We start from the raw sequence: 21,508 nt of genomic DNA on the forward strand, positions 1-21,508 counted from the left end.
TCGGGAACACCCGGTCATGACAGTTCTTGGCCTACCAGGACGCGTGGGCTGAAGTCCGGTTCCGCGACCGGGCGGCCGAAGAAATAACCCTGGGCGTACGGATATCCCCGGTCCCGCAGATAGCCGGCCTGCTCCGCCGTCTCCACGCCCTCGGCCACCGCCCGCAGTCCCAGCCCTTTGCTCACGTGGATCAGCGCGTCCACGATCACCGCCCGTCCCCCGCACGGCGTGATCTCGTCCACGAAGGACTTGTCCACCTTCAGCACGTCCACCGGCACGGTTCGCAGCAGGCCCAGCGACGAGTGGCCGGTCCCGAAGTCGTCGAGGGCGATGCGCACGCCCGCGCGGTGCAGTGTCTCCACCGCTTCCACCGCGGTGCGGCCGGCGAACAGTGCCGTCTCGGTGACCTCGACCAGCAGTGCGTGCGGGTCGACGCCGGTGCTCGCCAGGATGCCGGTCACCACGTCGGGGAAGCCGGGTTCGGCCAGTTGACGGGCGGAGACGTTGACGCTGACGTACTGCGGGGCGTGCCGGCCGAGGTCGCGCCGCCAGGTGGCGTACCGGCGGCAGGCGGTGTGCATCACCCACTCCCCCAGCTCGACGATCAGGCCGTTGTCCTCGGCGACCGGGATGAACGCGACGGGGCTGACCGGGCCGCGTACCGGATGGTCCCAGCGCACCAGGGCTTCCAGCGCCGCCACCCGGCCGTCGTGCAGGTCGATGATCGGCTGGTAGACGACGTGGAAGTCGCCGTCGTCGAGGCTGTGCCGCAGGTCGGCGCCGAGCCGCTCGGCTGCCTCGGCCCGTTCGTCCAGCTCGGGGCTGTACGCGACGAGCTGGCCGCCGGACGCCTTGGCCGCGTACCGGGCAGTGTCGGCGCGCCGCACCAGCTCGGTGGCGTCGATGTCGCCGGTCGCGTCGGCCACGCCGAGCCGCGCGTTGAGCAACAGCTCGTGCTCGCCGGCCTGCACCGGGTGGCGCAGCAGGTCGAGCAGCCGCTCGGACACCCGGTCGCCCTCACCGGGCACGGTGTCGCAGGCCAGCACGGCGAACTCGTCGGCGCCCATCCGGGCCACCACGTCGCCGTCGCGGACGTACTCGCGCAACAGCTCGGCGACGGCCACCAGCGCCTGGTCGCCGGCGCCGCGGCCGAGCCGGTCGTTGACGTGTTTGAACCCGGCCAGGTCGATCATGATGAGGTGGCACGGGCCGGCCTCGACCGCCGCTGCGGCGAGCCGTTCGAAGTCGCGCCGGTTGGGCAGGCCGGTGAGGTCGTCGCGCATCGCCAGGACCCGGAGCTGCTCGGCCTGCCGGTCGACCTGCGCGATGTATCCGGACATCCGGGTGGCGACCAGCACGAACAGGATCATCGACCCGATGCCGACCGAGGCCCAGCTCAGCCCGCCGCCGGCGTGTTCGCCCTGCACCAGCAGGATCGCCGGCACCAGCAGCATGGTGGCGGTCAGCACGATCAACCGGCGGCGGCCCAGGCCCTCACCGTCGGCGGTGACCGGGTGCGCGGTGGAGGGATGGGCGGCCGCGGCGGCCCACAGCGTGTACGCGCACAGATAACCGGCGTAGAGCATCGTCGACGACGCCACCAGCTCGGGCAGCAGGGTGTAGACGACGTTGCAGGCGAGCGTGATCGTGCTGCCCGCGGTCAGCAGCCAGAGGCTCGGCGTGCGCCGGCCGCGGCGCAACAGGATCGGAGCGATCACCGCGCAGAGCAGCACACCGGCGGCGAGGTAACCGGCCGACACGAGCCGGGTGAGCAGCGGGATCGACCCGGTCATGACGATCGGCTCGATCAGGAACGTCCAGTACACGATGCCCACGGCGACCGCGATGATCGCCGAGTCGATCAGGTTGCCGGACCGGATCGACCCGCGCTGGCGGGTGAGCAGGAACAGCGCCACGGTGAGCAGCGGGTACGCGGCGAGATAGCAGGCGTCGGCCCAGGACGGGTACGGCACGTCCCCGCGGAAGACGTGGTACGCGTACATGAGGTCGCCGAGGACCCAGGAGAGCACCCCGCCGGCGAAGACGTACCACGCGCCGGCCGTCCCCGGCCGGTGCTGCCTGGCCCCGTTGACCATGACTGCGCACGAGCCCATCGCCACGGCTGCTGCCAGGATCACGGACGCCAAGCCGTACGGCAGCAGCATGTAGGCCAGCGCGGCGGCAAGCCCGCACCCCAGCCACAGCTGCCACAGCGGCGGCCACCGCAAGTCCGTCACACCCTGTCTTTTCGGCTGAATCATCGCAAAGTTGAGGTACTCGAAGGCCTCATATCGGCGCCGCCGCGGCCGACAGTGTCTGAGTTGGCCTCGGCGAAGTGGGAAGGCATCGATGACGTCGCACCCGGGCCGGTCGGCCACCCGCGCCGCCGTCGCGCTGTTCGCCGCCGCCGTCGGCTGGTTCACCGTGAACGTGGTGCATCCGGTCGGCCCGCCGGTGCTGCTCTGGGTGACGGTCCCGGCCATCGCGGTGGTTGCCACGTTCGCCTTCTGGCACGTCTCCCGGAACCCGGCGCTACCGGAGCCGACCCGCCGGTTCTGGCGGCACCTGTCCCCGGTGCCGCTGCTGATCGGCGCCGGCCAGAGCGCCCAGGCGATCGACGTGCTGGCCCACCCGGAGGTGCGCACCTTCTACACCGGGCCCTGGATGCTCGCCCTCGACGGCGCCGGCATGCTGGTGCTGAGCTACGCGCTGAGCCGGCTGCCGGTCGGCAGCGAGAAGGCCGGCACGGTCGCCCGGGTCTTCCTGGACGCCGGCAGCGTCGCGCTGGCCGCCTCCGTCTTCATCTGGCACGTCGGCACCCGCCGCGCGGTCGCCGCCGGCCTCACCCCGCCGGTGATCACCTCGCTGGTGCTCTGCGTGCTGGCGATCCTCGTCGTGTTCGCGCTGACCAAGGTCATCCTCAGCGACTACTCGGCGGTCGACGGCCGGGGCCTGCGCTACCTGGCGTCCGCCGTCTTCGTCGGTGCGCTCGCGCCGATGGCCCAGCCGCTGGTGGCGATGGCGGGCGAGGACCTCTACGTCAACCAGGTGCACCTGCCCGCGGTCTACTGCCTGGCCGCGCTCGCCGCGGCCGCCCAATGGCGCCCGGCCGCCGAGACCCGCACCCGGAGCGCCCGCAAGCGCCGCCGGCCGTACAGCCTGCTGCCCTACACCGCGGTGGCGGCGGTGGACGGCCTGCTGCTCTGGGAGGCCACGACCGGCGGCGACGACATCGTGGTGATCGCGTTCAGCGCGGTCGCCCTCACCGCCGTCGTCGTCGTCCGGCAGATCTCCGCGCTGCGCGACAACGCCCGGCTGCTGGCGCAGGTCGACCACGCCGCCAGCCACGACCCGCTCACCGGCCTCGCCAACCGCGCGCTCTTCCAGCGCCGCCTCGCCGCATCGCTGGCCACCGGCCGGCCGGTGCACGTCGCGCTGATCGACCTCGACGGCTTCAAGGAGGTCAACGACACCTTCGGCCACGAGACCGGGGATCTGCTGCTGACCACGGTTGCCGGCGTGCTGCGCGCCGGCATCCGCGAGAACGACACCGCGGCCCGCCTCGGCGGCGACGAGTTCGTGCTCATCCTGGAGGACACCGACCCCGCCGAACCTGCCCGCCCTGGCGACCCTGACCGCTCTGCCGGCGCCATCGAGGTGGCCGAGCGGATCGCCGAGGCGCTGCGCCGCGACCCGGTCCTCGCCCACGGCCGCAAGCTGCACATCCGTGCCAGCATCGGCCTCGCCGAGGGCTCCGCCGGCACCGACCCGGACGAGCTGCTGCGGCGCGCCGACGCCGCGATGTACGCGGCGAAGAAGATCCCCGGCACCGCGGTCCTCCAGCACGGCGCCGACATGCAAGCTGCGTGATGTTGCCGACCGGGTGTGTGAAGTAACGGTTCGATGCGCACCCGAAGTCCCCACGCACCGCGGTCGCCGACCCGGTGTGGGGACTTACGGTTCGATGCGCACGCGGGCGTCAGGTCGCGGGGGGCGAGCCGGCCGCGATCCGGAGGTCCGCCTCGATGGCGGCGGTGGCGGCCAGCAACGGCGGCAGCAGCCGCTCCCGGATGTCGCCGACCGTGGCACGGGCCGCGTGCACCGACACGTTCACCGCCGCGGCCACGGCTCCGGTGCGGTCCCGGATCGGCGCGGCGAGGGCCCGCAGCCCCTCCTCCAGCTCCTGGTCCACGATGGCGTGCCCCTGGTCGCGGACCCGGGCGAGCTCGGCGCGCACAGCGTCCGGCGAGCGGAGGGTCCGCTCGGTCAGCGGCTCCAGCCTCGCGCGGGCGAGGTAGGCCTCCCGTTCGGGCTCGGGCAGGGCGGCGAGCAGGACCCGGCCCATCGACGTCGCGTACGCCGGGAAGCGGGTGCCCACGTTGATCGCGACCCGCATGATCCTGCGGGTTGGGACGCGGGCGACATAGACGATGTCGTCACCGTCGAGCACCGACATCGACGACGACTCGCGCACCTGGGCGACCAGTCGCTCCAGATGCGGGGCGGCGACCTCCGGCAGGGACTGGCTCGACAGGTACGAGTACCCCAGCTCGAGCACCCGTGGCGCCAGCGAGAACAGCCGGCCGTCGGACCGCACGTACCCCAGGTCGGTGAGCGTGAGCAGGAACCGGCGCGCCGCCGCCCGGGTCAGGCCGCAGGCGCGGGCCACGTCACTGAGCGTCAACTCGCGATGCTGCGCGTCGAAGGCACGGATCACCGCGAGTCCACGTTCGAGCGACTGGACGTAGTACGGTTCCCGCGGCATCAGATGATCGAAATCAATCGTTGACGTGACACGGGGCACATCCTAGCGTTCTCGATGAGAATTCGTGTTCGTAGAGCGCACACATCCAAGGAGTAGATATGCGGCGTCTTCTCACGGGGATCATGGTGGCCGCGCTCGCCGGTTCCCTGGCGGCGTGCGGCACGGACAGCTCCGGCGACTCCGGCTCCGATTCCGGCGGCGTGGACAACGTCAAGGTCGGGGTCATCCCCATCATCGACGTCGCGCCGATCTTCCTGGGACAGCAGAAGGGGTTCTTCAGAAGCCGGAACATCGAGCTGACCATGGAGGCCGGTCAGGGTGGCGCCGCCATCGTCCCCGGTGTGGTGAGCGGGCAGTTCCAGTTCGGCTTCAGCAACGTCACCTCGCTGATGATCGCCCAGACCAAGAACGTGCCGATCAAGATGGTGGCCAACGGCGTCGCCTCCACCGGCGAGCAGGGCAAGGACTTCGGCGCCGTGGTGGTGAAGAAGGACAGCGCCATCAAGACCGCGGCCGATCTGGTCGGCAAGAAGGTCTCGGTGAACACGCTGAAGAACATCGGCGACACCGTCACGCGCGAGTCGGTCCGCAAGGCCGGCGGCGACGGCACCAACGTGAACTTCGTCGAGATGCCGTTCCCGAACATGCAGGCGGCCCTGGAGAAGGGCGACATCGACGCGGCCTGGGTGGTCGAGCCGTCGTTGTCCGCGATCAAGGCGGCCGGCGGCCGTGAGGTGGCCTCCACCTACGTCGACGCCGCGCCGAACCTGACCGTCGCCACGTACTTCGCCTCCGAGAAGCTGGTCGCTGACGACCCCGACCTGGTCAAGCGCTTCACCGAGGCGATCAACGAGTCGCTCGCCTACGCCGACGCGCACCCGGACGAGGTCCGCGGCGTGCTCGGCTCCTACACCAAGATCGACCAAGCGCTGGTCGCGAAGCTGGTGCTGCCGAAGTGGCCGGCCGAGATCAACCGGGCGTCGGTGGAGACCCTGGCCAAGCTGGGTTCGCAGGACGGCATCTTCGAGGGCAGCCCGGACCTGGAGAAGCTTCTCCCGTGACCCCGGCACGCCGCGGCGGCCCGGCCCTGCTCGGCAATCCCGTCCTGTTGGGCGGGGCCGGGCTGGCCGGGCTGCTCCTCGTCATCGAACTGCTTCCGCGGCTGGGCCTGGTGAACGAGCGGTACCTGCCGCCGACCAGCCGGATCGTGGCCGCGCTGGCCGGCGAGACCGGCGAGCCGGCGTTCTGGACGGCCCTCGGCGACACCCTGGTCGCCTGGGCGCTCGGGCTGGCCATCGCGGTCGGTGCCGGCGTCGTCGCGGGCATCGCGATCGGCTCGGTCCCGCTGTTGCGCGAGCTGACCGCGTCCACGGTGGAGTTCCTGCGGCCGATCCCCTCGGTCGCGCTGATCCCCCTCGCCGTGCTGCTCTACGGCACCGAGATCGGCTCCACCCTGATGCTGGTCTGCTACGCGGCCTTCTGGCAGGTCCTCGTCCAGGTCCTGTACGGGGTGGCCGACGTCGACCCGGTCGCCGACGAGACGGCCCGCAGCTTCCGGTTCTCCACCTGGGCCCGGATCCGGCACGTGCTCTGGCCGACCGCCCTGCCGTACGTCTTCACCGGTGTCCGTCTCGCCGCCTCGGTGGCCCTGGTCCTGGCGATCACGGCCGAGCTGGTCATCGGCGCGCCCGGCCTGGGCAAGGAGATCGCGGTGGCCCAGGCCTCCGAGGCGGTGCCCACCATGTACGGCCTGATCATCGTCACCGGCCTGCTCGGCGTGGTGATCAACATGCTGGCCCGGACCGGCGAGCGCCGGCTGCTCCGATGGCACCAGTCGGTCCGCGGGGAGGTGGCCGCCTGATGGCCGTACTCCGCAAGGTCGTGATCCTGATCGGTCTGCCGATCGTGCTGTTCGCCGGCTGGTACGTGCTCAGCGCGGGCAGCGAGAGCTTCTACGCTCCCCCGCTGCGCGACATCCTCACCGCCTTCGGCGAGACCTGGCAGGCCGACCGGCTCGGCGCCGACGTCGTGCCGAGCCTGCTGCGCCTGACCGCGGGGTACGCGCTGGCCGCCGTCCTGGGCATCGCGGCGGGCGTGGCGATCGGCCTGAACCGCCGGCTGCGCTTCACGACGGAGCCGGTCCTGGAGTTCTTCCGGGCCGTGCCGCCACCGGTGCTGGTCCCGGTCATCATGCTGTTCGCCGGCATCGGCGACGGGATGAAGGTCATCGTGATCGTTTTCGGTTGCGTCTGGCCGATCCTGCTCAACACCGTCGAGGGGGTGCGCGCGGTGGACGGCGTCGTCCTGGACACCGCCCGCGCGTACGGGGTGAGCGGCCCGGCCCGGATCACCCGGGTGATCGTGCCGTCGGCGGCACCGCAGATCGCGGCCGGGCTGCGCCAGGCGCTGTCCATCGCGATCATCCTGATGGTGATCAGCGAGATGTTCGCGGCCAGCAACGGCCTGGGCTTCACCATCGTCCAGTTCCAGCGCAGCTTTGCGATCCCCGAGATGTGGAGCGGGATCATCCTGCTCGGGCTGATCGGCTTCGTGCTGTCGCTGCTGTTCCGGCTCGCCGAGCGGCGGGCGTTGCGGTGGTACGAGGGCCTGCGCGCGGCGCAGCGCCGAGGGTAGGAGGGGCGACGATGCTCGAGGTGAAAGGCCTGCGCAAGGTCTACCGGTCCGGCAACCGGGAGGTCGAGGCGCTGCGTGACCTCACGTTCACCGTGGACAACGGCGAGCTGGTCTGCCTGGTCGGGCCCTCCGGCTGCGGCAAGACCACGCTGCTGCGGTGCGTCGCCGGCCTGCTCGACCCGACCGGCGGCGACGTGCGGGTCGACGGCCGCCCGGTGGACGGGCCGCCGCCCGGCATGGCGGTGGTCTTCCAGGAGTACGGCCGGAGCCTGTTCCCGTGGATGAGCGTGCGCGACAACGTGGAGCTGCCGCTCAAGCAGAAGAAGGTGGAGAAGGCGCGTCGCCGGCAGCTGGTGGACGAGGCGCTCGACGCGGTCGGCCTGACCGGCACCGAGTCGGCGTACCCGTGGCAGCTCTCCGGCGGCATGCAGCAACGGGTGGCGATCGCCCGCGCGGTGGCGTACGAGCCGCAGACCCTGCTGATGGACGAGCCGTTCGCCGCGGTGGACGCGCAGACCCGCGCCGACCTGGAGGACCTCGTCCGGCGGCTGTGGAAGCGCCTGAACGTGACGATCCTGTTCGTCACCCACGACATCGACGAGTCGGTGTACCTCGGTCAGCGGGTGGTGATGCTGTCCTCGTCGCCGACCGTGGTGCAGGACGAGCTGACCATCGACCTGCCCGGCAAGCGGGACCAGCTGCACACCCGGGCCGACCCGCGCTTCATCGAACTGCGCACCAAGGTGTACGAGCAGATCCAGCTCGCCAAGAAGAACGCCTGACCCGAGTGTGTGAAGTTCGGGTGCGATGCGCACCCGAACTTCACACACTGCGGGGTCAGCGCTTGGTGACCGCTGCCTCGACCACTGCACGCACCTCGGCACGGGCGTCAGAGGCGTCCGAGAACGTCCGGGCCTGCGCCGCCGAAGCGGTCGGGTCCGGCTGCGGCACCGGGTCGCACTTGACGTCCGACCGGTTGCCGCGCACCCGGTCCGGCAGGTCGCCGGTGGCCAGGTAGGCCGCGATGGTGTCGTCGGTGCAGGCGATGCCGCTCAGCGAACCGGAGTGCGTGGTCCCGCCGACGCCCTCGATCAGCACCGACTTCGGGAACCGCTTGCGGACCTCGAGGGCACCGCCGAACGGGGTGGCGGCGTCGTTGGTCTCGGAGATCAGCAGGATCTCCGGGACCTTCTTGCCGTTCACCTCGACCGGCTTGCCGGCCTTGGCGCCCCACCAGATGCACGGGGCGTTGAACCAGGCGTTGTTCCAGGTGATGAACGGGTACCTGACATGGGTCCGCCAGTTGTCCCGCTGCCACTTGGACCATTTCGTCGGCCACTGCACGTCGGTGCACTGGACGCCGAGGTAGACCGCGTAGCCGTTGTCGGCGCCGGGGGCGCCGGGCTCGGCGAACAGGGCCAGCAGCCCCTCCGGGTCCTTGTTGTTGACCCAGGCGGAGAACGCCTCGGCCACCGACTCCCAGCCGTACACGTAGTAGCCGGCGGAGACGAAGATGTCGTTCCACTCGGCCGGGCCGATCTTGCCGGCGGCCGGCGCCTTGATCAGCGAGTACAGCGTGGCGTAGTACTTCTGCTTCACCACGCGGGCGGACGTGCCCAGGTGGTAGACCGAGTCGTACTTGGCGATCCAGGCGAAGTAGACGTCCATGTTCTTGTCGAACTGGACGTCCTGGTCGAGGTTCGCGTCGTACCAGACCCGCTCGGGGTTGACCACGCCGTCGAACACCATCCGGCGGACCCGGTCCGGGTGCAGGGTGGCGTAGACCTGGCCCAGGTACGTCCCGTACGAGAAGCCGTAGAAGTTGATCTTCCGCTCACCGAGGGCCTTCCGCAGGCTCTCCATGTCGGCGATCGTGTCCGTGGTCCGCAGGTGGTCGAGCAGCTCGCCGCCGGCCACGTCGCACGCCTTCGCGTACCCCTTGGCCTTGGCCAGCCAGGTCTTCTCGATCGACCTGGTGACCGGCACGTAGAACGGGCGGTTGTACCCGGTGTACTCCGGGTCGCAGCTCAGCGCCGGGACGCTGGAGCCGACGCCGCGCGGGTCGAAGCCGATCCAGTCGTAGTAGTCGCCGGCGCCGTTCGGGATCGCCGCGCCGAGCGTGGCGAGACCGAGGCCCGAGCCGCCGGGGCCGCCCGGGTTGGTGAGCATGACGCCCTGATATTCGGCGTCGCTGGACTTGTGCGCGACCCGGGACACCGCAATCTTGATCTTGGTGCCGGCGGGCTTCGCATAATCCAGGGGTACGACCAGGAAACCGCACTGCGCGCCGGCTCGCACCAGGCTCGCTCGCGTGCAGGTGCCCCAGTCGATGGGTGGGGGTGTGTAACCACTCGCCGCGGAACCGGGATTGCCGGAACCGTGCGCCTGGGCCGCCGCCGGCGTCACCGCGGCGCCGATGAGGCCCACGGACGCGGCGATGGTGGCCGCCAGGATTCTTCGCATCCTCTGCCTTCCGTTGTCGAACCGTATGGGTCGATCACCGCAGCTTAAGCATTCAGAGATGGAGATGCGCCTCTCGTGCGGCATCATTTTCCGAAGTGACGATAGGTATCGATTGATATGACAGCCCGGCCGGAGCGCTCTGCGATGCTCGGGCGGATGCCGGCGCTCCACCCCCGCGCCGGCCCGAACCCTCAGCCCGCGGAGGAAACCCGTGCGAGCACCAGCACTCATCGGCGTGGCGGCCATGGTCGCCGGCCTGGCCGCGGCCACCCCGGCCCAGGCGGCCGCGGCGGCTCCCGACATCGCCCTGGCCAACGTGAAGGCGCACCTCACCCAGTTCCAGAACATCGCCACCGCCAACGGCGGCAACCGCGCGCACGGGCGGCCCGGATATCTCGCCTCGGTCACCTATGTGAAGAACCTGCTCGACGCGGCCGGGTTCACCACCACCCAGCAGTCGTTCACCTACAACGGCGCCACCGGCTACAACCTGATCGCCGACTGGCCGGGCGGCGACACCTCGGACACCCTGATGATCGGCGGCCACCTGGACAGCGTGGCTGTGGGCCCGGGCATCAACGACAACGCGTCCGGATCGGCGGGCATCCTGGAGGTGGCGCTGCAGGTGGCGCGGACCGGCTTCCAGCCGGACCGGCACCTGCGCTTCGCCTGGTGGGGCGCGGAGGAGCTGGGTCTGCGCGGCTCCCGGGCGTACGTGAACGGGCTGACCGCGGCGCAGCGGTCGTCGATCACCGGTTACCTGAACTTCGACATGATCGGCTCGCCGAACCCCGGATACTTCCTCTACGACGGCGACAACTCCGACGGCACCGGCGCCGGTCCCGGCCCGGCCGGCTCCGCGCAGATCGAGCAGACGCTGGCGGCGTACTTCACGTCGATCGGGGTGCCGACCCGGGGCACCGACTTCGACGGGCGCAGCGATTACGGCCCGTTCATCTCGGCGGGCATCCCGGCGGGCGGCATCTTCACCGGCGCGGAAGGCACCAAGACCGCCGCGCAGGTGCAGCTCTGGGGCGGCACGACGGGCCGCTTCGACCCCTGTTACCACGCCGCGTGCGACACGATCACCAACATCAACGACACCGCGCTGAACCGCAACTCCGACGCCATCGCGTACACCGTGTGGAACCTGGCCGACGACGGTGGCACCGAGCCGCCGCCCGGCACCACGGTCTGGGCCGACGACCTGGAGACCGCCACCGGCTGGACGGCGCTGACCACCGACACCGCCACCTCCGGCCGGTTCGAACGCGGCAACCCGGCGGCGACCACCAGTTCCGGCGTCGCCACCCAGCTCGACGCCGCGGCCTCCGGCAGCTTCGCCCTGGTCACCGGCGCGACCGCGGGCGCCAGCGCCGGCGCCAACGATCTGGACGGCGGCGTGAGCACGCTGGTCTCGCCGCAGATCACCCTGCCGGCGGGCACGCTGACGCTCAGCCTGTCCTGGTACCTGAGCCACCTGAACAACGCGAGCACCGCCGACTACCTGCGGGTGCGGGTGGTCTCCGGCTCCACCACGACGACGGTGCTGTCACAGACCGCGACGGCGGCCAACAAGGCCGCGGCCTGGACGACTGCGACGGCGAACCTCTCGTCGTACGCCGGCCAGACCGTCCGCATCCAGGTGGAGGCGGCCGACGCCGCCACCGCTTCGCTGGTCGAGGCAGCCGTCGACAACCTCCGCATCACTCGCGCCTGACCACCCGCAGCGTGTGAACTTCGGGCTCGATATGAGCCCGAAGTTCACACGCTGCTGTCGCTGCGCTCAGGCCGGTACGCGTCCTGCCGATGAGGATGCACATGACGAGCCCCCCGCAGCCTTCGGCGGCGCCCGCCGGCTGGTATGCCGATCCCAGTGGCCTCCCCGCCCTGCGCTGGTGGGACGGGCAGGAGTGGACCTCGCACGTGCAGCCGGGCGCGGTCGGCGCCCCACCCACGACGATCTCCGCGGGGTGGCGCGGGGGCCCGGCCACCAAGCCGGTCGGGAAGCCGCTGCCGGGGGCGCACACGGTGGAGTCGCCGACGGACCTGTTCGCGCCGACTGTGCCGGCGGCAGCTGAGCAGGGTGCGGCGCAGCAGCCGGGTCCGGGGCCCGCACCGAGCACCACATTCCTGACGCAGCCGGCGGACGCCGTGTCGGAACAGCTGGGTTATGCGTCGCCGGCACCGGTCACGCCGGCCCCGGCCGCGAAGCCGCCGGCGAAACGCGCTGTCCTGGTCGGCGCGATCGGGCTGGTGATCAATCCGCTGCTGCTGTGCTCTCTCTACGCGATCCTGACCGGGCTGCGGGTGATCCGCTCATCGCCGGCCGGGCGCCGCGACGGCCTGCTCGCTGTCGGACTGGGCGCGGGCGGCATCGTGACGCAGGCGGTTCTCGCCGCACTGTTCGTCATGCTGCTCTGACCGGGCGCCGTGCGGCGCCTCTGATCATCACGATGGAAATTGTCCGATCATACTGCGCGGCTGTCGGATAGCTTTCTCTGGAAAAACGCGCCGGTCGTCCGGGTCGAGAATTCCGGAATGGAGAACAGGGCGGTCGGCAAGCTCCGCTCCCTGGCCGTGACGGTCCTGGTGGCCGTGCTGGCGGGAGCCGTCGTCGTGCTGACCCCACTGGCTGCCGGCGCTCTGCGGGCCCAGCGGACGGACGTCGACGTGGTGAATCTCCGGGCCTACCCGGAAATCGATGATCGCATTCTGTCCGACGAGTTGAGAAAGGCCGGGGCGCCGTCCGGCGTACTGCTCATCATTCCACCGGACGGGCGGATCACCGGGCGCCAGTTCGACTGCACGGACGATTGGCTGCCGCAGTCCTGTCCGATCATTCACGAATACTCCCGGCGGGTCGTGCTCGCCGACGTCCGGGACAGCGGCGCCACGCTGGACGCGCTCTACGGCGCGGACACGGCGGACGACAGCGGAGCCACCTATGTGCGGTCCGGCCGGCAACCGCTGAGCGGCACCTTCGCCTGGGGCGCGGCCATGAAGGTGGGGTTGGGGATGATCGTCGTCACTGCGGCTGCCTTCTTCTTCGTGCTGCGGATGCGCCCGCGCAGATTCGTCATGCAGTCGGCCGTGCCGGAGCCCGGACCGGGGCCGGAACCAGGGCCCGGCCGGCCGGTGCGCCCCGGGCCGGGGCACGTCTCCGGGCCGCCGGCGGTGCACGCCGGATCGCAGGCGGTGCAGCGCATGGCCGCCGCTCCGGCCCGGCCGGGCCGGTCCGCGCCGCTGTCGGCACCGAAGCCGCCGCGGCCCGCGCCGTTGCCGCCCGGCGTCATCCCGGCCGCCGGGCGCCGGGTGGTGGCCCGCACCCACTTCGGGCCGCACGGCGGCTATGTGGACGCCGACGGCGTGGTCCTGTGGGCCAGCCTGGCCGAGCCGGCCGGCCGCGCCGTCCCGGGACAGCCGCTGACCGTGGTCGGCCCGGATCGCGGCGAGCACAGCCTCGTCGTCTCGCATCACGTCATCGAGGAGGTACGGCCATGACGGTCGATGCCCTGCCCGTCCGCCAGGCGCGCAACCGCACGCTGATCACGCTGGTCCTGGACACGTCGTCGTCGATGCGGCAGACCGGGGCGATCGACGAGCTCAACGACGCGCTGCGCAAGTGGTGCGAGGAGCTGCGCGGCAACGACTCGCTGCAGATGTCCGGCGAGATCGCGATGATCACTTTCGGCAAGGACCACGTGCAGGCCGTCGATCCGAGCGGCCGGATCAGCGGCAACACGACCCAGCCGTACGTGCCGTTGCGCGATTTCGACCCGCCCCGGCTGGAGGCCGGCGGCGTCACCCCGATGGTCGAGGCGATCCAGTACGCGCTGGAGGTGCTCAGCATCCGGCGCAACGAGCTGACCAGTGAGGGCGTGGGTCTCGCGTACCGGCCGATGCTGCACCTGATCACCGACGGCGTGCCGACCGACCCGCACGGCAACCGGACCGACCGGTGGCGGGACGTGGCCGCGATGCTGCGCCAGCACGAGGCCGGCAAGCACCTGCTGTTCTTCGCCCTCGGGGTGCGCGGGGCCGACCAGGAGGTGCTCAGCGGGCTCGCCCCGAAGGCGTGGTACCTGCTCGAGGACACCGACTTCAGCAAGGTGCTGCGGCTGGTCTCGACCAGCATCGGCTCGGCGCAGGCGGAGTCGCGGGACGCCTCGGCCGAGGTCATCTACGACCATTTCCAGCGGGACAACCGCAAGAACGAGGAGATGCGCCGCTGGCTCGAGCGGGAAGGTGCCGCAGACGATGGCTGACAGCCGCCTGGAGCGTGGCTGGCGGGTGATCTCGGCGTCGGTGGCCGGTCCGAACCACGCCAGCGTCGGGATCGAGAACCAGGACAGCATGCGGACCGGCATGGTGGGCGACGCGCTGCACCTGCTGGCGGTCGCCGACGGGGCCGGCTCGCAGCCGCGGGCCGCGCACGGGTCGCGGCTGTCGATGGAGGCCGCGCGGGACGCGGCGAACCGGGTCTTCGCGGCCGCCCCGCGGTCTCTCGCCGAGTGGCAGCGGGCCACCCGGATGTTCGCGGCCGAGTGCCTCGCCGAGTTCGACGAGCACGTCGAGCGCGCGCTGACGCCGTTGCGGGCCCGGCCGACCGCGACCGGGGCGGACACCGCGGCCCGCGCGGAGTTCGCCACCACGCTGCTGGCGGTGGTGGCCGACCCGCCGTTCTTCGCCTACGTCTGCGTCGGCGACGGCTTCCTGGTCGTCGAGCGGGCGCCGGGCGGCTCGCACCTGGTGCTGGCGCCGCCGTCCGGGCGGGAGACGGCCAGCGAGACGGTCTTCCTCACCTCGCTCGGCCGGGAGACCGACCTGCGCTGCGGGGTGCTCGTCGATCCGGCGGTCGTCGGGCTGGCGCTGTGCACCGACGGGCTCATCGACGGCCTGCTGGACCTCGCCCCGTCGCAGGACGGGCTACGGCTGCTGACCGCGCCGGCCGACTTCGACGCGTACTTCGCGGCGTTCCGCGCGCCCGGGGTGGACGGCACCGAACTGAGCCGGAAACTGCAGTCCCGGGAGTTCGCCGCCTCCTCCGGCGACGACAAGACGATGGTGCTGGCGGTCCGGCGATGACCACGCTGAGCCTGCGGACGTCCACCGGCCGGCGGGTGCAGATCCTGGTCGACCAGGAGATCGGCAGCGGCGCGGAGGGCACCATCTATCCGGTCGCCGACTCGCCGCACGTCTGCGCCAAGATCTACAGCGACTTCGACCGGGCCACCGCGCTCGGGCACCGGATGGAAGTGCTCACCCGGATGGCCCCGGTGTCCTGGGGCGGTGACTGCCCGGAGCATCTGCACACCGCATGGCCGCGCTCCACGCTGCGGGACGGCAACGGTGACCTGCGCGGCGTGGTGATGCCCCGGATCGACGGCACCCCGCTGCTGCGGCTGCGCGATCCGCTGCGCCGGGTCGAGATCCTGGACGAGCCGACCTGGCGGACCACCTTCGCGATCGCGGCCCGGGTCGGCCGGCTCTTCGACATGCTGCACACGGCCGGTGTGGTGGTCGGCGACGTCAGCCCGTCCAACGTGCTGGTCGACCGGCATGGGCACGTGACGCTGCTCGACTGCGACGGCGTGCAGTTCACCGACCCGCGGACCGGCACGCTGTACCGGGGCGAGAAGTTCACCCCGGAGTACGCGGCCCCGGAGGTCCTCAACGGCACCGGGCTGACCCGGGAGCACGACCTGTTCGGGCTCGGCGTGATGGTCTGCGAGCTGCTGATGGAGGGCGAGCACCCGTTCGGCGGGGTGTCCACCGAGCGGCCGCCGTCGGTGAGCGTCGAGGAGAACATCAAGCGGCTGAACAACCGGGTGACCCGGGCCGAGCGGCTGGTGGCGTCGCCGGACGCGCTGACCGCCGAGATCCTGCCCGCCCGGATCCACGACCTGATCCGCGGCTGCTTCGAGGACGGCTTCCTGGAGCCCGCGCGCCGCCCCGGCGGGCAGGCGTGGGCGCACGAGCTGGACCAGGCCGGCTACGAGCTGATGGGCTGCCGGTACAACCCCCGGCACGCGTACCACCGCTCCGCCCCGTCGTGCGTGTGGTGTGCGCGGATCGCCGCCGGGTACGGCGATCAGTTCCCGCCGCCGGCCGGCTGGGCCGCGCCGCTCGCGGTCACACCGCGCGTGGTGATGTCCGAGCGGGTCGCGGTCGGCGCCCTCTCGGCGTACCCACCGCCGCCCGCGCCCTTCGGTGCGGCACCGGCCCCGCTCCCGGCGCCGGTCCCCCGGTCGCGCGCGATGCCCACCTGGGCGATCGTGCTGATCGTCGTGGTGCTGGCGTTGATCTGCATCGGCATGGCGTCGTGATGACCGGGCCGGCCGTGCGGGTCGCGGCGGTGCACCCCGGGTGCACGGTGCTCGGGCCGGGCACCCGGTTCGCGATCTGGGTGCAGGGATGTCCGCTGGACTGCCGCGACTGCGTCAGCCCGCAGTGGATCCCGGCGGAGGGCGGCCACGAGACACCGGTCGGCGAGCTGGCCGAGCGGGTCGTCCGGGAGGCCGCCGACGGGCTCACCATCTCCGGTGGCGAGCCGTTCGCGCAGGCCGGCGCGGTCGGCCGGCTGATCGAGGAGGTCCGCGCCCACCGGGACCTGTCGGTGCTCTGCTACACCGGCTTCACGATCGAGCACCTGCGGCGGCACGGGACGCCCGCGCAGGCCCGGCTGCTCGGCCTGGTGGACCTGCTGATCGACGGGCCGTACCTGGTGGGCCGGCACGCCGACCTGCGCTGGCGCGGCTCGGCCAACCAGCGGATCCACCACCTGACCGACCGGCACGCCGACCTGCGCGAGGACCCGGGGTCCGGGGTGGGACTGCAGTTCGAGATCGACGGCTCGGGGACGCTGACGTGGCTCGGCGTGCCGCCGGTGCCCGGTTTCCGGGGCCGGCTGGAGCGCGCGCTCGGGGTGGCGGGCCCATGAGCAGGTCGCCCAAGTACAGCTTCGCCCAGCTCGGCCGGCAGGCGCACGAGCGGCTCCGGCGTGAGCAGAGCGACCGGCGCCGGCGCCGCGCCGAGGTGGTGGACGCGGAACGGCGCCGGGCGCTGGACACCGCCCGGGCCGTTGCGATCGCGCGGCACCGCGGGCTGGCCGGCCACGCCGGGTCCGTGCCCGGCCTCGGCGCGACGCTCGCCGACGCGCTCGCCGCGATCCACCGGGCCACCACCGAGGCCGCGCTGGCCGCCGCGGACGGCGTGCTGGACGCCGCGGAACGGCAGATCGGCCGGCAGCGGGCGGAGGACACCCAGCGGGGCCGCACCGGCCCGGACCGGGTCGCGGTGCTCACCGCGGAGCTCGCCGGCTTCGGCCCGGACCGGCTGCGCCTGGACCCGGCCGGCGCCGCCGTGGTGGAGACCGGGTTCGCCCGCCTGCGCACCCAGGAGCAGCCCACCGGGGACGCCGTCGAGGAGGTCGAGGCCGCGGTGCGCCGGCACCTGGAGCGGGCCCTGGCGGTGCGCGGCGACCAGGCCCGGACGCGTCGTGCCGCGGTCGCCCGGATCGACGAGCTGGCGGCCCGGCTGAGCGTGCTGGAGGACGACGCCCGGACGGCACGGGTCCGGGTGCTCGACGGCGACCGGGCCGCGGACGCGCTGGGCGTGCTGCGCGGGCAGATCGCGGCCGGCGACGTCACCGACGTGCTGCGGCTCTGCGCCCGGCTGGAGCAGCGGCTGGACGCCAGCGAGGCGGACCTGGACGCCACCATCGATCAGATCGCCCAGCGGCGGGCGATCCTGGGCTCGCTGATCAAGGCGCTGCCCGACGTCGGGTTCGCGGTGGACGGCGGCAGCCTGACCGAGAACGCGGACGGCGCGATCGCGCTGCGCGCCGTCCGGGCCGGCGGGGACACCATGGCGGTCGTCGTGGAGCCGCGCGACGGCGAGCACCGGGTGCTCTACAACTCCGACCGGCTGCGGCGCGAGCAGCGGCAGGGCCGGGGCGAGGCGGCCTGCGCCCAGCTGGTCGAGGTGATCGACGCCCTCCAGGCCTCCGCGATCCGCGACGGCGTCGTGCTGAGCACGGTCTCCTGGGAGGGCCGGGACCGCCCCGGCACGCCCGGCGCGATCGCCCGGCGGCAGCCCGCCGAGCAGGTCAAACAGCAGAAGGGGCAGCCATGGGCACGCTGACGGCGCCGCGCGGCGCCCCCTGGCTCGTCCGCGCCTATCACGAGCTGCAGCGCCGCCGGCATCTGGTGATCCACGGCAACGTCGACGACCAGGTGCGGTGGCACGACCGGTACCAGCCGTTCACGGACACCCTGATGGACTTCCTCGCGGTCGCCGGCTTCGACGTGATCGTGCGGTACGACCTGGCCGGCGGCCTGCGGTACCACAACGAGGCGAGTCGCGAGTTCGTCCGGCAGCACCTCGGCGAGGCCGCGAGCGACAGCGCCCGCGTGCCCCGGAGCCGCCCCCGGCGCGACGGTGCGGTCACCTCCGCCGACCTGCTCGAGCAGCAGCTGCTGGCGGCCGGGCAGGCGCAGCCGCGGACGGCGGTCGACGTGCTGGCGCTCGCGTTGCGGCTGATGTCCCAGCCGGAGCGGCCGTGCGTGGTGGTGATCGAGTCGGCCGATCTGATCGTGGGGCGGGAGTCCGAGCTCGGCGCCGACCACGTGATGCAGCTGGCGTACGCCCGCCGGCTGCTCGCCTCGGGCGCGGCGGCCCCGCCCGGCCGTCAGCCGTACCACAACACGATCGTCTTCGTGGTCCGCGACCTGGCCTCGCTCCCGGTCTGGCTGCGCCGCGACAACCCGCACGTCGCCACGGTGCTCGCCGACCGCCCCGGGATCGCCGAGCGGGCCGCGTTCCTGCGCGAGAACCTGCTCGGCTATCACCAGGCGGACACGATGACCGCGGAGGCCCGGGACAACGCGGTCCGGGTGCTGGCCAACCTGACCGACGGCATGACGATCGTCGACATCGGCGCGCTGAGCGTGACCTCGCAGGTCGCTCTCATCCCGCCGTCGATGCCGCGGCGGCTGGTGGCCCGGCACCGGTTCGGGCTGCGCGACGACCCGTGGGAGCAGCTCGACATCTCCAAGATCAAGTCCGCCGAGCAGTTGCTGTCCCGCCGGGTCATCGGGCAGCTGCCGGCGGTCCGCGCGGTCACCGACGTGCTGGTCAACGCCCGCGTCGGGCTCGACTTCGTCTCCGACGGCCAGCAGACCGGGACCCGCCCGAAGGGCGTCTTCTTCTTCGTCGGGCCGACCGGCGTGGGCAAGACCGAGCTGGCCAAGGCGCTGGCCGAACTGGTCTTCGACGACGAGTCGGCGCTGCGCCGGTTCGACATGAGCGAGTACAGCCAGGAGCACACCAGCGAGCGGCTGACCGGGGCGCCGCCCGGGTTCGTCGGGCACGATCACGGCGGCACGCTGACCAACTGGGTCCTCGACCGGCCGTTCAGCGTGCTGCTGTTCGACGAGATCGACAAGGCGCACGAGAAGATCCTCGACAAGTTCCTGCAGATCATCGACGACGGCCGGCTGACCGACGGGCAGGGGCGTACGGCGTACTTCACGCACTCCCTGGTCATCTTCACGTCGAACATCGGCGCCGGGGACATCCGGCGGACGTTCACCGACCCGGCCATGTCGTACGAGGCGATCAAGGAGCACTTCAACCAGGCGGTCGCCGACTTCTTCACCACCCGGCTGCGCCGCCCCGAGCTGCTCGGCCGGCTCGGCAGCGGGATCGTGGTGTTCGACCTGCTCCGGGAGAACGTGATCGTCGACATCTGCGACAAGTTCCTCGACCAGATCAGGACGGCCGCCCTGGCCCGGGGGTACGACCTGGTCCTCGACCGCACCGCGATCGGGCGCGCGGTGGTCGACGAGATCACCCGGCACGGCGCGGCGCTCGGCGCCCGGCAGATCCGCAGTCCGCTGCTGGAGCAGTGGGTGCGCGTCCCGCTCAACCGCTGGATCCTCGAGCACCAGCCACCGCCGGGCACCCGGATCTTCGTGCATCGCAGCGACACGTCGCCGCCGTTCGCCATCGACACGCTGGGCGAGCCGGAGCCGTCATGACCACCCCGCCACCGCGGTCCGACCCGGACGACTTCGCCAGCCTGCTGGCCGAGGTCGACTACTACGAGCACCGGGCGGCGCTCGACCGCGACGACTTCGACCGGTACGTGCGGGCCGAGGCCGCGCTGGAGGACGCGATCAGCGCCGAGGCGGCCCGGCGGCAGAACGAGTTCCGCTTCGCCGAGGCCGACGCGCTGCTCGGCCAGTTCGTGGCGCTGAACCGGACCCAGCGCGACATCGCCGAGCGGGAGATGGCCCGCACCGGCCTGGACGACGACCACCTCCGGCAACTCGACTACGTCCGGGCCGCCGCCGCCGGCAACGTCCTGCTCGCCGAGGGGCAGCAGAACGCCAACCGGGCCGAGCGGTGCCGGCTCGCCGGCGACTTCCAGCTCGCCCGGGACCATCTCGGCGAGGCGAAGAAGTGCTTCCGGCAGCTCGCGCTCAGCGACCTGCCGCTGCAGCCGGTCGGCGAGCTGCGGTACACCCTGGCCGAGAGCACCGCCGAGATGCTGGCCGGCCTCGCGCAGATGCAGACCGGCGACTTCAAGGGCGCCTATCAGAGCTTCGACCGCACCCACGTCGCGCTCGACGAACTGCTGGTCGACGTCGACCAGGAGCGCGAACGGGCCGCCGACAAGATCGACGCCACCTTCGAAGGGCTGCGCCACGACCTCGCCGACGGGATCCGCTACATCCAGGCCGTGCAGAGCTTCGTGGAGACCCTGCGGGAGGCGCAGAACGGCAACTACGGCGACGCCATGCTGTCCGGCCGGGAGGCGGTCGGCCATTTCCAGCGCATCGTCGACGAGGCGGTGGCCCGCAAGGTGTCGCGCAACGCCCAGGCGCTGCACGAGACCGGGCTGGCCCGGGTCAACGGCTGGCTGAGCTGGGTGAACGCCGAACTCGCGGTCGACGAGTGCCGCTGGGCCGCCTGCCGCGAGCACGTCCGCGCGGCGCGCAACCACTGGAACCTCGCCGCCCGGCTGGCCGCCCGCAACACGTACCTCGGGATCGTCACCCAGCGCTCCGACGACGGGAACACCGACCTGCTGCTGCAGAACACGCTGCGGCGCTGCGACCGCGAGCTGGCGTTCCGTAAGGAGATCGACGCACTCAACGCCAGGTTCGCCCATGCCAACCGGATCGAGATCCAGGCCGTCGGCCAGGGAGGAAACGCCATGTCCTCGTCCAGCAGCTACAACTTCAACGGGCCGGTCAGCTCGAACATCATCGGCAGCGACGCCCGCATCGAGAACGCGCACGCCGAGCAGCACGCCGGCGCCGACCTCAAGCAGCTCGCCGGGCAGCTGGCCGAGCTGCGTGACGTGCTCGGCACGGCGGCCCGCACCCACGAGGAGCGGGAGACGGTCCAGGCGGTGGCCGCCGCGCAGGAGGCCGCGAGCCGCAACGACGAGGCCGGCGCGCGCGGCCACCTGGCCCGGGCCGGGCGGTGGGCGCTCGGGGTCGCCGAGCAGCTGGCGCTCGCCACGGCGACCACCGCCATCAGGACGGCGATCGGGATCTGAGCCCGGCCGGAGAGTCCGAAGTGACCGATCACGGACACCCCCGTGCGGCCGGCGTGCCGGGTCATTAACGTGAC

General features: G+C 72.1%; 18 protein-coding genes. 15 read left to right on the forward strand and 3 right to left on the reverse strand.

Annotation, left to right across the window (positions count from 1 at the left end):
* Positions 1–14: 14 nt before the first annotated feature.
* Positions 15–2,237: a putative bifunctional diguanylate cyclase/phosphodiesterase gene (locus tag AC0NH5_RS33640; RefSeq protein WP_474410984.1), complete on the reverse strand. Its 2,223-nt coding sequence runs from the start codon at positions 2,235–2,237 to the stop codon at positions 15–17.
* A 112-nt stretch (positions 2,238–2,349) separates the two neighbouring features.
* Between AC0NH5_RS33640 and AC0NH5_RS33645 the strand changes: the two genes are divergently transcribed.
* Complete coding sequence (locus AC0NH5_RS33645; protein WP_474410986.1) at positions 2,350–3,870, forward strand: diguanylate cyclase domain-containing protein; 1,521 nt, start codon at positions 2,350–2,352, stop codon at positions 3,868–3,870.
* A gap of 109 nt (positions 3,871–3,979) precedes the next feature.
* On the opposite strand, the gene AC0NH5_RS33650 is transcribed toward AC0NH5_RS33645, so the two are convergent.
* Positions 3,980–4,765 (reverse strand): IclR family transcriptional regulator domain-containing protein, encoded by a 786-nt coding sequence (locus tag AC0NH5_RS33650; RefSeq protein WP_474410987.1) that lies wholly within the window; start codon positions 4,763–4,765, stop codon positions 3,980–3,982.
* 98 nt (positions 4,766–4,863) lie between these two features.
* Between AC0NH5_RS33650 and AC0NH5_RS33655 the strand changes: the two genes are divergently transcribed.
* From AC0NH5_RS33655 to AC0NH5_RS33670, 4 genes are read left to right on the forward strand one after another with little or no spacing between them, the layout of a single operon-like run.
* Positions 4,864–5,826, forward strand: a complete 963-nt coding sequence (locus AC0NH5_RS33655; protein WP_474410988.1) for an ABC transporter substrate-binding protein — start codon at positions 4,864–4,866, stop codon at positions 5,824–5,826.
* On the forward strand, positions 5,823–6,626 hold the full coding sequence (locus AC0NH5_RS33660) for an ABC transporter permease (protein ID WP_474410989.1): 804 nt from the start codon (positions 5,823–5,825) through the stop codon (positions 6,624–6,626). The genes AC0NH5_RS33655 and AC0NH5_RS33660 overlap by 4 nt, the downstream gene beginning before the upstream one ends.
* The gene (locus AC0NH5_RS33665; RefSeq protein WP_474410990.1) at positions 6,626–7,399 is read left to right on the forward strand and encodes an ABC transporter permease; all 774 of its coding nucleotides are present in this window, start codon (positions 6,626–6,628) and stop codon (positions 7,397–7,399) included. Before AC0NH5_RS33660 ends, AC0NH5_RS33665 begins: the two co-directional genes overlap by 1 nt.
* An 11-nt stretch (positions 7,400–7,410) precedes the next feature.
* On the forward strand, positions 7,411–8,181 hold the full coding sequence (locus tag AC0NH5_RS33670) for an ABC transporter ATP-binding protein (protein ID WP_474410991.1): 771 nt from the start codon (positions 7,411–7,413) through the stop codon (positions 8,179–8,181).
* A 55-nt stretch (positions 8,182–8,236) separates the two neighbouring features.
* Here AC0NH5_RS33670 and AC0NH5_RS33675 read toward each other — a convergent pair whose 3' ends face one another.
* Positions 8,237–9,862 carry an alpha/beta hydrolase gene (locus tag AC0NH5_RS33675; RefSeq protein ID WP_474410992.1) on the reverse strand — a complete coding sequence of 542 codons (1,626 nt, stop codon included), beginning with the start codon at positions 9,860–9,862 and terminating at the stop codon, positions 8,237–8,239.
* Between the two features lie 244 nt (positions 9,863–10,106).
* Between AC0NH5_RS33675 and AC0NH5_RS33680 the strand changes: the two genes are divergently transcribed.
* From AC0NH5_RS33680 to AC0NH5_RS33725, 10 genes are all read left to right on the forward strand, one after another.
* Positions 10,107–11,582 (forward strand): M28 family metallopeptidase, encoded by a 1,476-nt coding sequence (locus AC0NH5_RS33680; protein WP_474411020.1) that lies wholly within the window; start codon positions 10,107–10,109, stop codon positions 11,580–11,582.
* A gap of 101 nt (positions 11,583–11,683) precedes the next feature.
* Positions 11,684–12,286, forward strand: a complete 603-nt coding sequence (locus AC0NH5_RS33685; protein WP_474410993.1) for a DUF2510 domain-containing protein — start codon at positions 11,684–11,686, stop codon at positions 12,284–12,286.
* Positions 12,287–12,403: 117 nt separating this feature from the next.
* Positions 12,404–13,366, forward strand: coding sequence for a hypothetical protein (locus AC0NH5_RS33690; protein ID WP_474410994.1), 963 nt, complete (start codon positions 12,404–12,406; stop codon positions 13,364–13,366).
* A complete protein-coding gene (locus tag AC0NH5_RS33695; RefSeq protein WP_474410995.1) occupies positions 13,363–14,130 on the forward strand; it encodes a vWA domain-containing protein in 768 nt (255 codons plus the stop codon). The genes AC0NH5_RS33690 and AC0NH5_RS33695 overlap by 4 nt, the downstream gene beginning before the upstream one ends.
* On the forward strand, positions 14,123–14,950 hold the full coding sequence (locus tag AC0NH5_RS33700) for a protein phosphatase 2C domain-containing protein (protein WP_474410996.1): 828 nt from the start codon (positions 14,123–14,125) through the stop codon (positions 14,948–14,950). The genes AC0NH5_RS33695 and AC0NH5_RS33700 overlap by 8 nt, the downstream gene beginning before the upstream one ends.
* Complete coding sequence (locus AC0NH5_RS33705; RefSeq protein ID WP_474410997.1) at positions 14,947–16,191, forward strand: protein kinase domain-containing protein; 1,245 nt, start codon at positions 14,947–14,949, stop codon at positions 16,189–16,191. The genes AC0NH5_RS33700 and AC0NH5_RS33705 overlap by 4 nt, the downstream gene beginning before the upstream one ends.
* Complete coding sequence (locus AC0NH5_RS33710; RefSeq protein WP_474410998.1) at positions 16,191–16,805, forward strand: 4Fe-4S single cluster domain-containing protein; 615 nt, start codon at positions 16,191–16,193, stop codon at positions 16,803–16,805. The genes AC0NH5_RS33705 and AC0NH5_RS33710 overlap by 1 nt, the downstream gene beginning before the upstream one ends.
* The gene (locus AC0NH5_RS33715; protein WP_474410999.1) at positions 16,802–18,007 is read left to right on the forward strand and encodes a hypothetical protein; all 1,206 of its coding nucleotides are present in this window, start codon (positions 16,802–16,804) and stop codon (positions 18,005–18,007) included. Before AC0NH5_RS33710 ends, AC0NH5_RS33715 begins: the two co-directional genes overlap by 4 nt.
* Positions 17,995–19,905, forward strand: a complete 1,911-nt coding sequence (locus tag AC0NH5_RS33720) for an AAA family ATPase (RefSeq protein WP_474411000.1) — start codon at positions 17,995–17,997, stop codon at positions 19,903–19,905. Before AC0NH5_RS33715 ends, AC0NH5_RS33720 begins: the two co-directional genes overlap by 13 nt.
* The gene (locus AC0NH5_RS33725) at positions 19,902–21,434 is read left to right on the forward strand and encodes a hypothetical protein (protein ID WP_474411001.1); all 1,533 of its coding nucleotides are present in this window, start codon (positions 19,902–19,904) and stop codon (positions 21,432–21,434) included. The genes AC0NH5_RS33720 and AC0NH5_RS33725 overlap by 4 nt, the downstream gene beginning before the upstream one ends.
* Positions 21,435–21,508 lie beyond the last annotated feature (74 nt).

The organism is Actinoplanes sp. 13, assembly GCF_056134165.1.

What these genes read in the sequence shown, in the direction of transcription:
- AC0NH5_RS33645 (WP_474410986.1), top strand. Translation starts at nt 2,350, where the DNA reads ATGACGTCGCACCCGGGCCGGTCGGCCACCCGCGCCGCCGTCGCGCTG.
- AC0NH5_RS33650 (WP_474410987.1), bottom strand. Translation starts at nt 4,765, where the DNA reads ATGCCGCGGGAACCGTACTACGTCCAGTCGCTCGAACGTGGACTCGCG.
- AC0NH5_RS33655 (WP_474410988.1), top strand. Translation starts at nt 4,864, where the DNA reads ATGCGGCGTCTTCTCACGGGGATCATGGTGGCCGCGCTCGCCGGTTCC.
- AC0NH5_RS33665 (WP_474410990.1), top strand. Translation starts at nt 6,626, where the DNA reads ATGGCCGTACTCCGCAAGGTCGTGATCCTGATCGGTCTGCCGATCGTG.
- AC0NH5_RS33670 (WP_474410991.1), top strand. Translation starts at nt 7,411, where the DNA reads ATGCTCGAGGTGAAAGGCCTGCGCAAGGTCTACCGGTCCGGCAACCGG.
- AC0NH5_RS33675 (WP_474410992.1), bottom strand. Translation starts at nt 9,862, where the DNA reads ATGCGAAGAATCCTGGCGGCCACCATCGCCGCGTCCGTGGGCCTCATC.
- AC0NH5_RS33680 (WP_474411020.1), top strand. Translation starts at nt 10,107, where the DNA reads ATGGTCGCCGGCCTGGCCGCGGCCACCCCGGCCCAGGCGGCCGCGGCG.
- AC0NH5_RS33685 (WP_474410993.1), top strand. Translation starts at nt 11,684, where the DNA reads ATGACGAGCCCCCCGCAGCCTTCGGCGGCGCCCGCCGGCTGGTATGCC.
- AC0NH5_RS33690 (WP_474410994.1), top strand. Translation starts at nt 12,404, where the DNA reads ATGGAGAACAGGGCGGTCGGCAAGCTCCGCTCCCTGGCCGTGACGGTC.
- AC0NH5_RS33695 (WP_474410995.1), top strand. Translation starts at nt 13,363, where the DNA reads ATGACGGTCGATGCCCTGCCCGTCCGCCAGGCGCGCAACCGCACGCTG.
- AC0NH5_RS33700 (WP_474410996.1), top strand. Translation starts at nt 14,123, where the DNA reads ATGGCTGACAGCCGCCTGGAGCGTGGCTGGCGGGTGATCTCGGCGTCG.
- AC0NH5_RS33705 (WP_474410997.1), top strand. Translation starts at nt 14,947, where the DNA reads ATGACCACGCTGAGCCTGCGGACGTCCACCGGCCGGCGGGTGCAGATC.
- AC0NH5_RS33710 (WP_474410998.1), top strand. Translation starts at nt 16,191, where the DNA reads ATGACCGGGCCGGCCGTGCGGGTCGCGGCGGTGCACCCCGGGTGCACG.
- AC0NH5_RS33715 (WP_474410999.1), top strand. Translation starts at nt 16,802, where the DNA reads ATGAGCAGGTCGCCCAAGTACAGCTTCGCCCAGCTCGGCCGGCAGGCG.
- AC0NH5_RS33720 (WP_474411000.1), top strand. Translation starts at nt 17,995, where the DNA reads ATGGGCACGCTGACGGCGCCGCGCGGCGCCCCCTGGCTCGTCCGCGCC.
- AC0NH5_RS33725 (WP_474411001.1), top strand. Translation starts at nt 19,902, where the DNA reads ATGACCACCCCGCCACCGCGGTCCGACCCGGACGACTTCGCCAGCCTG.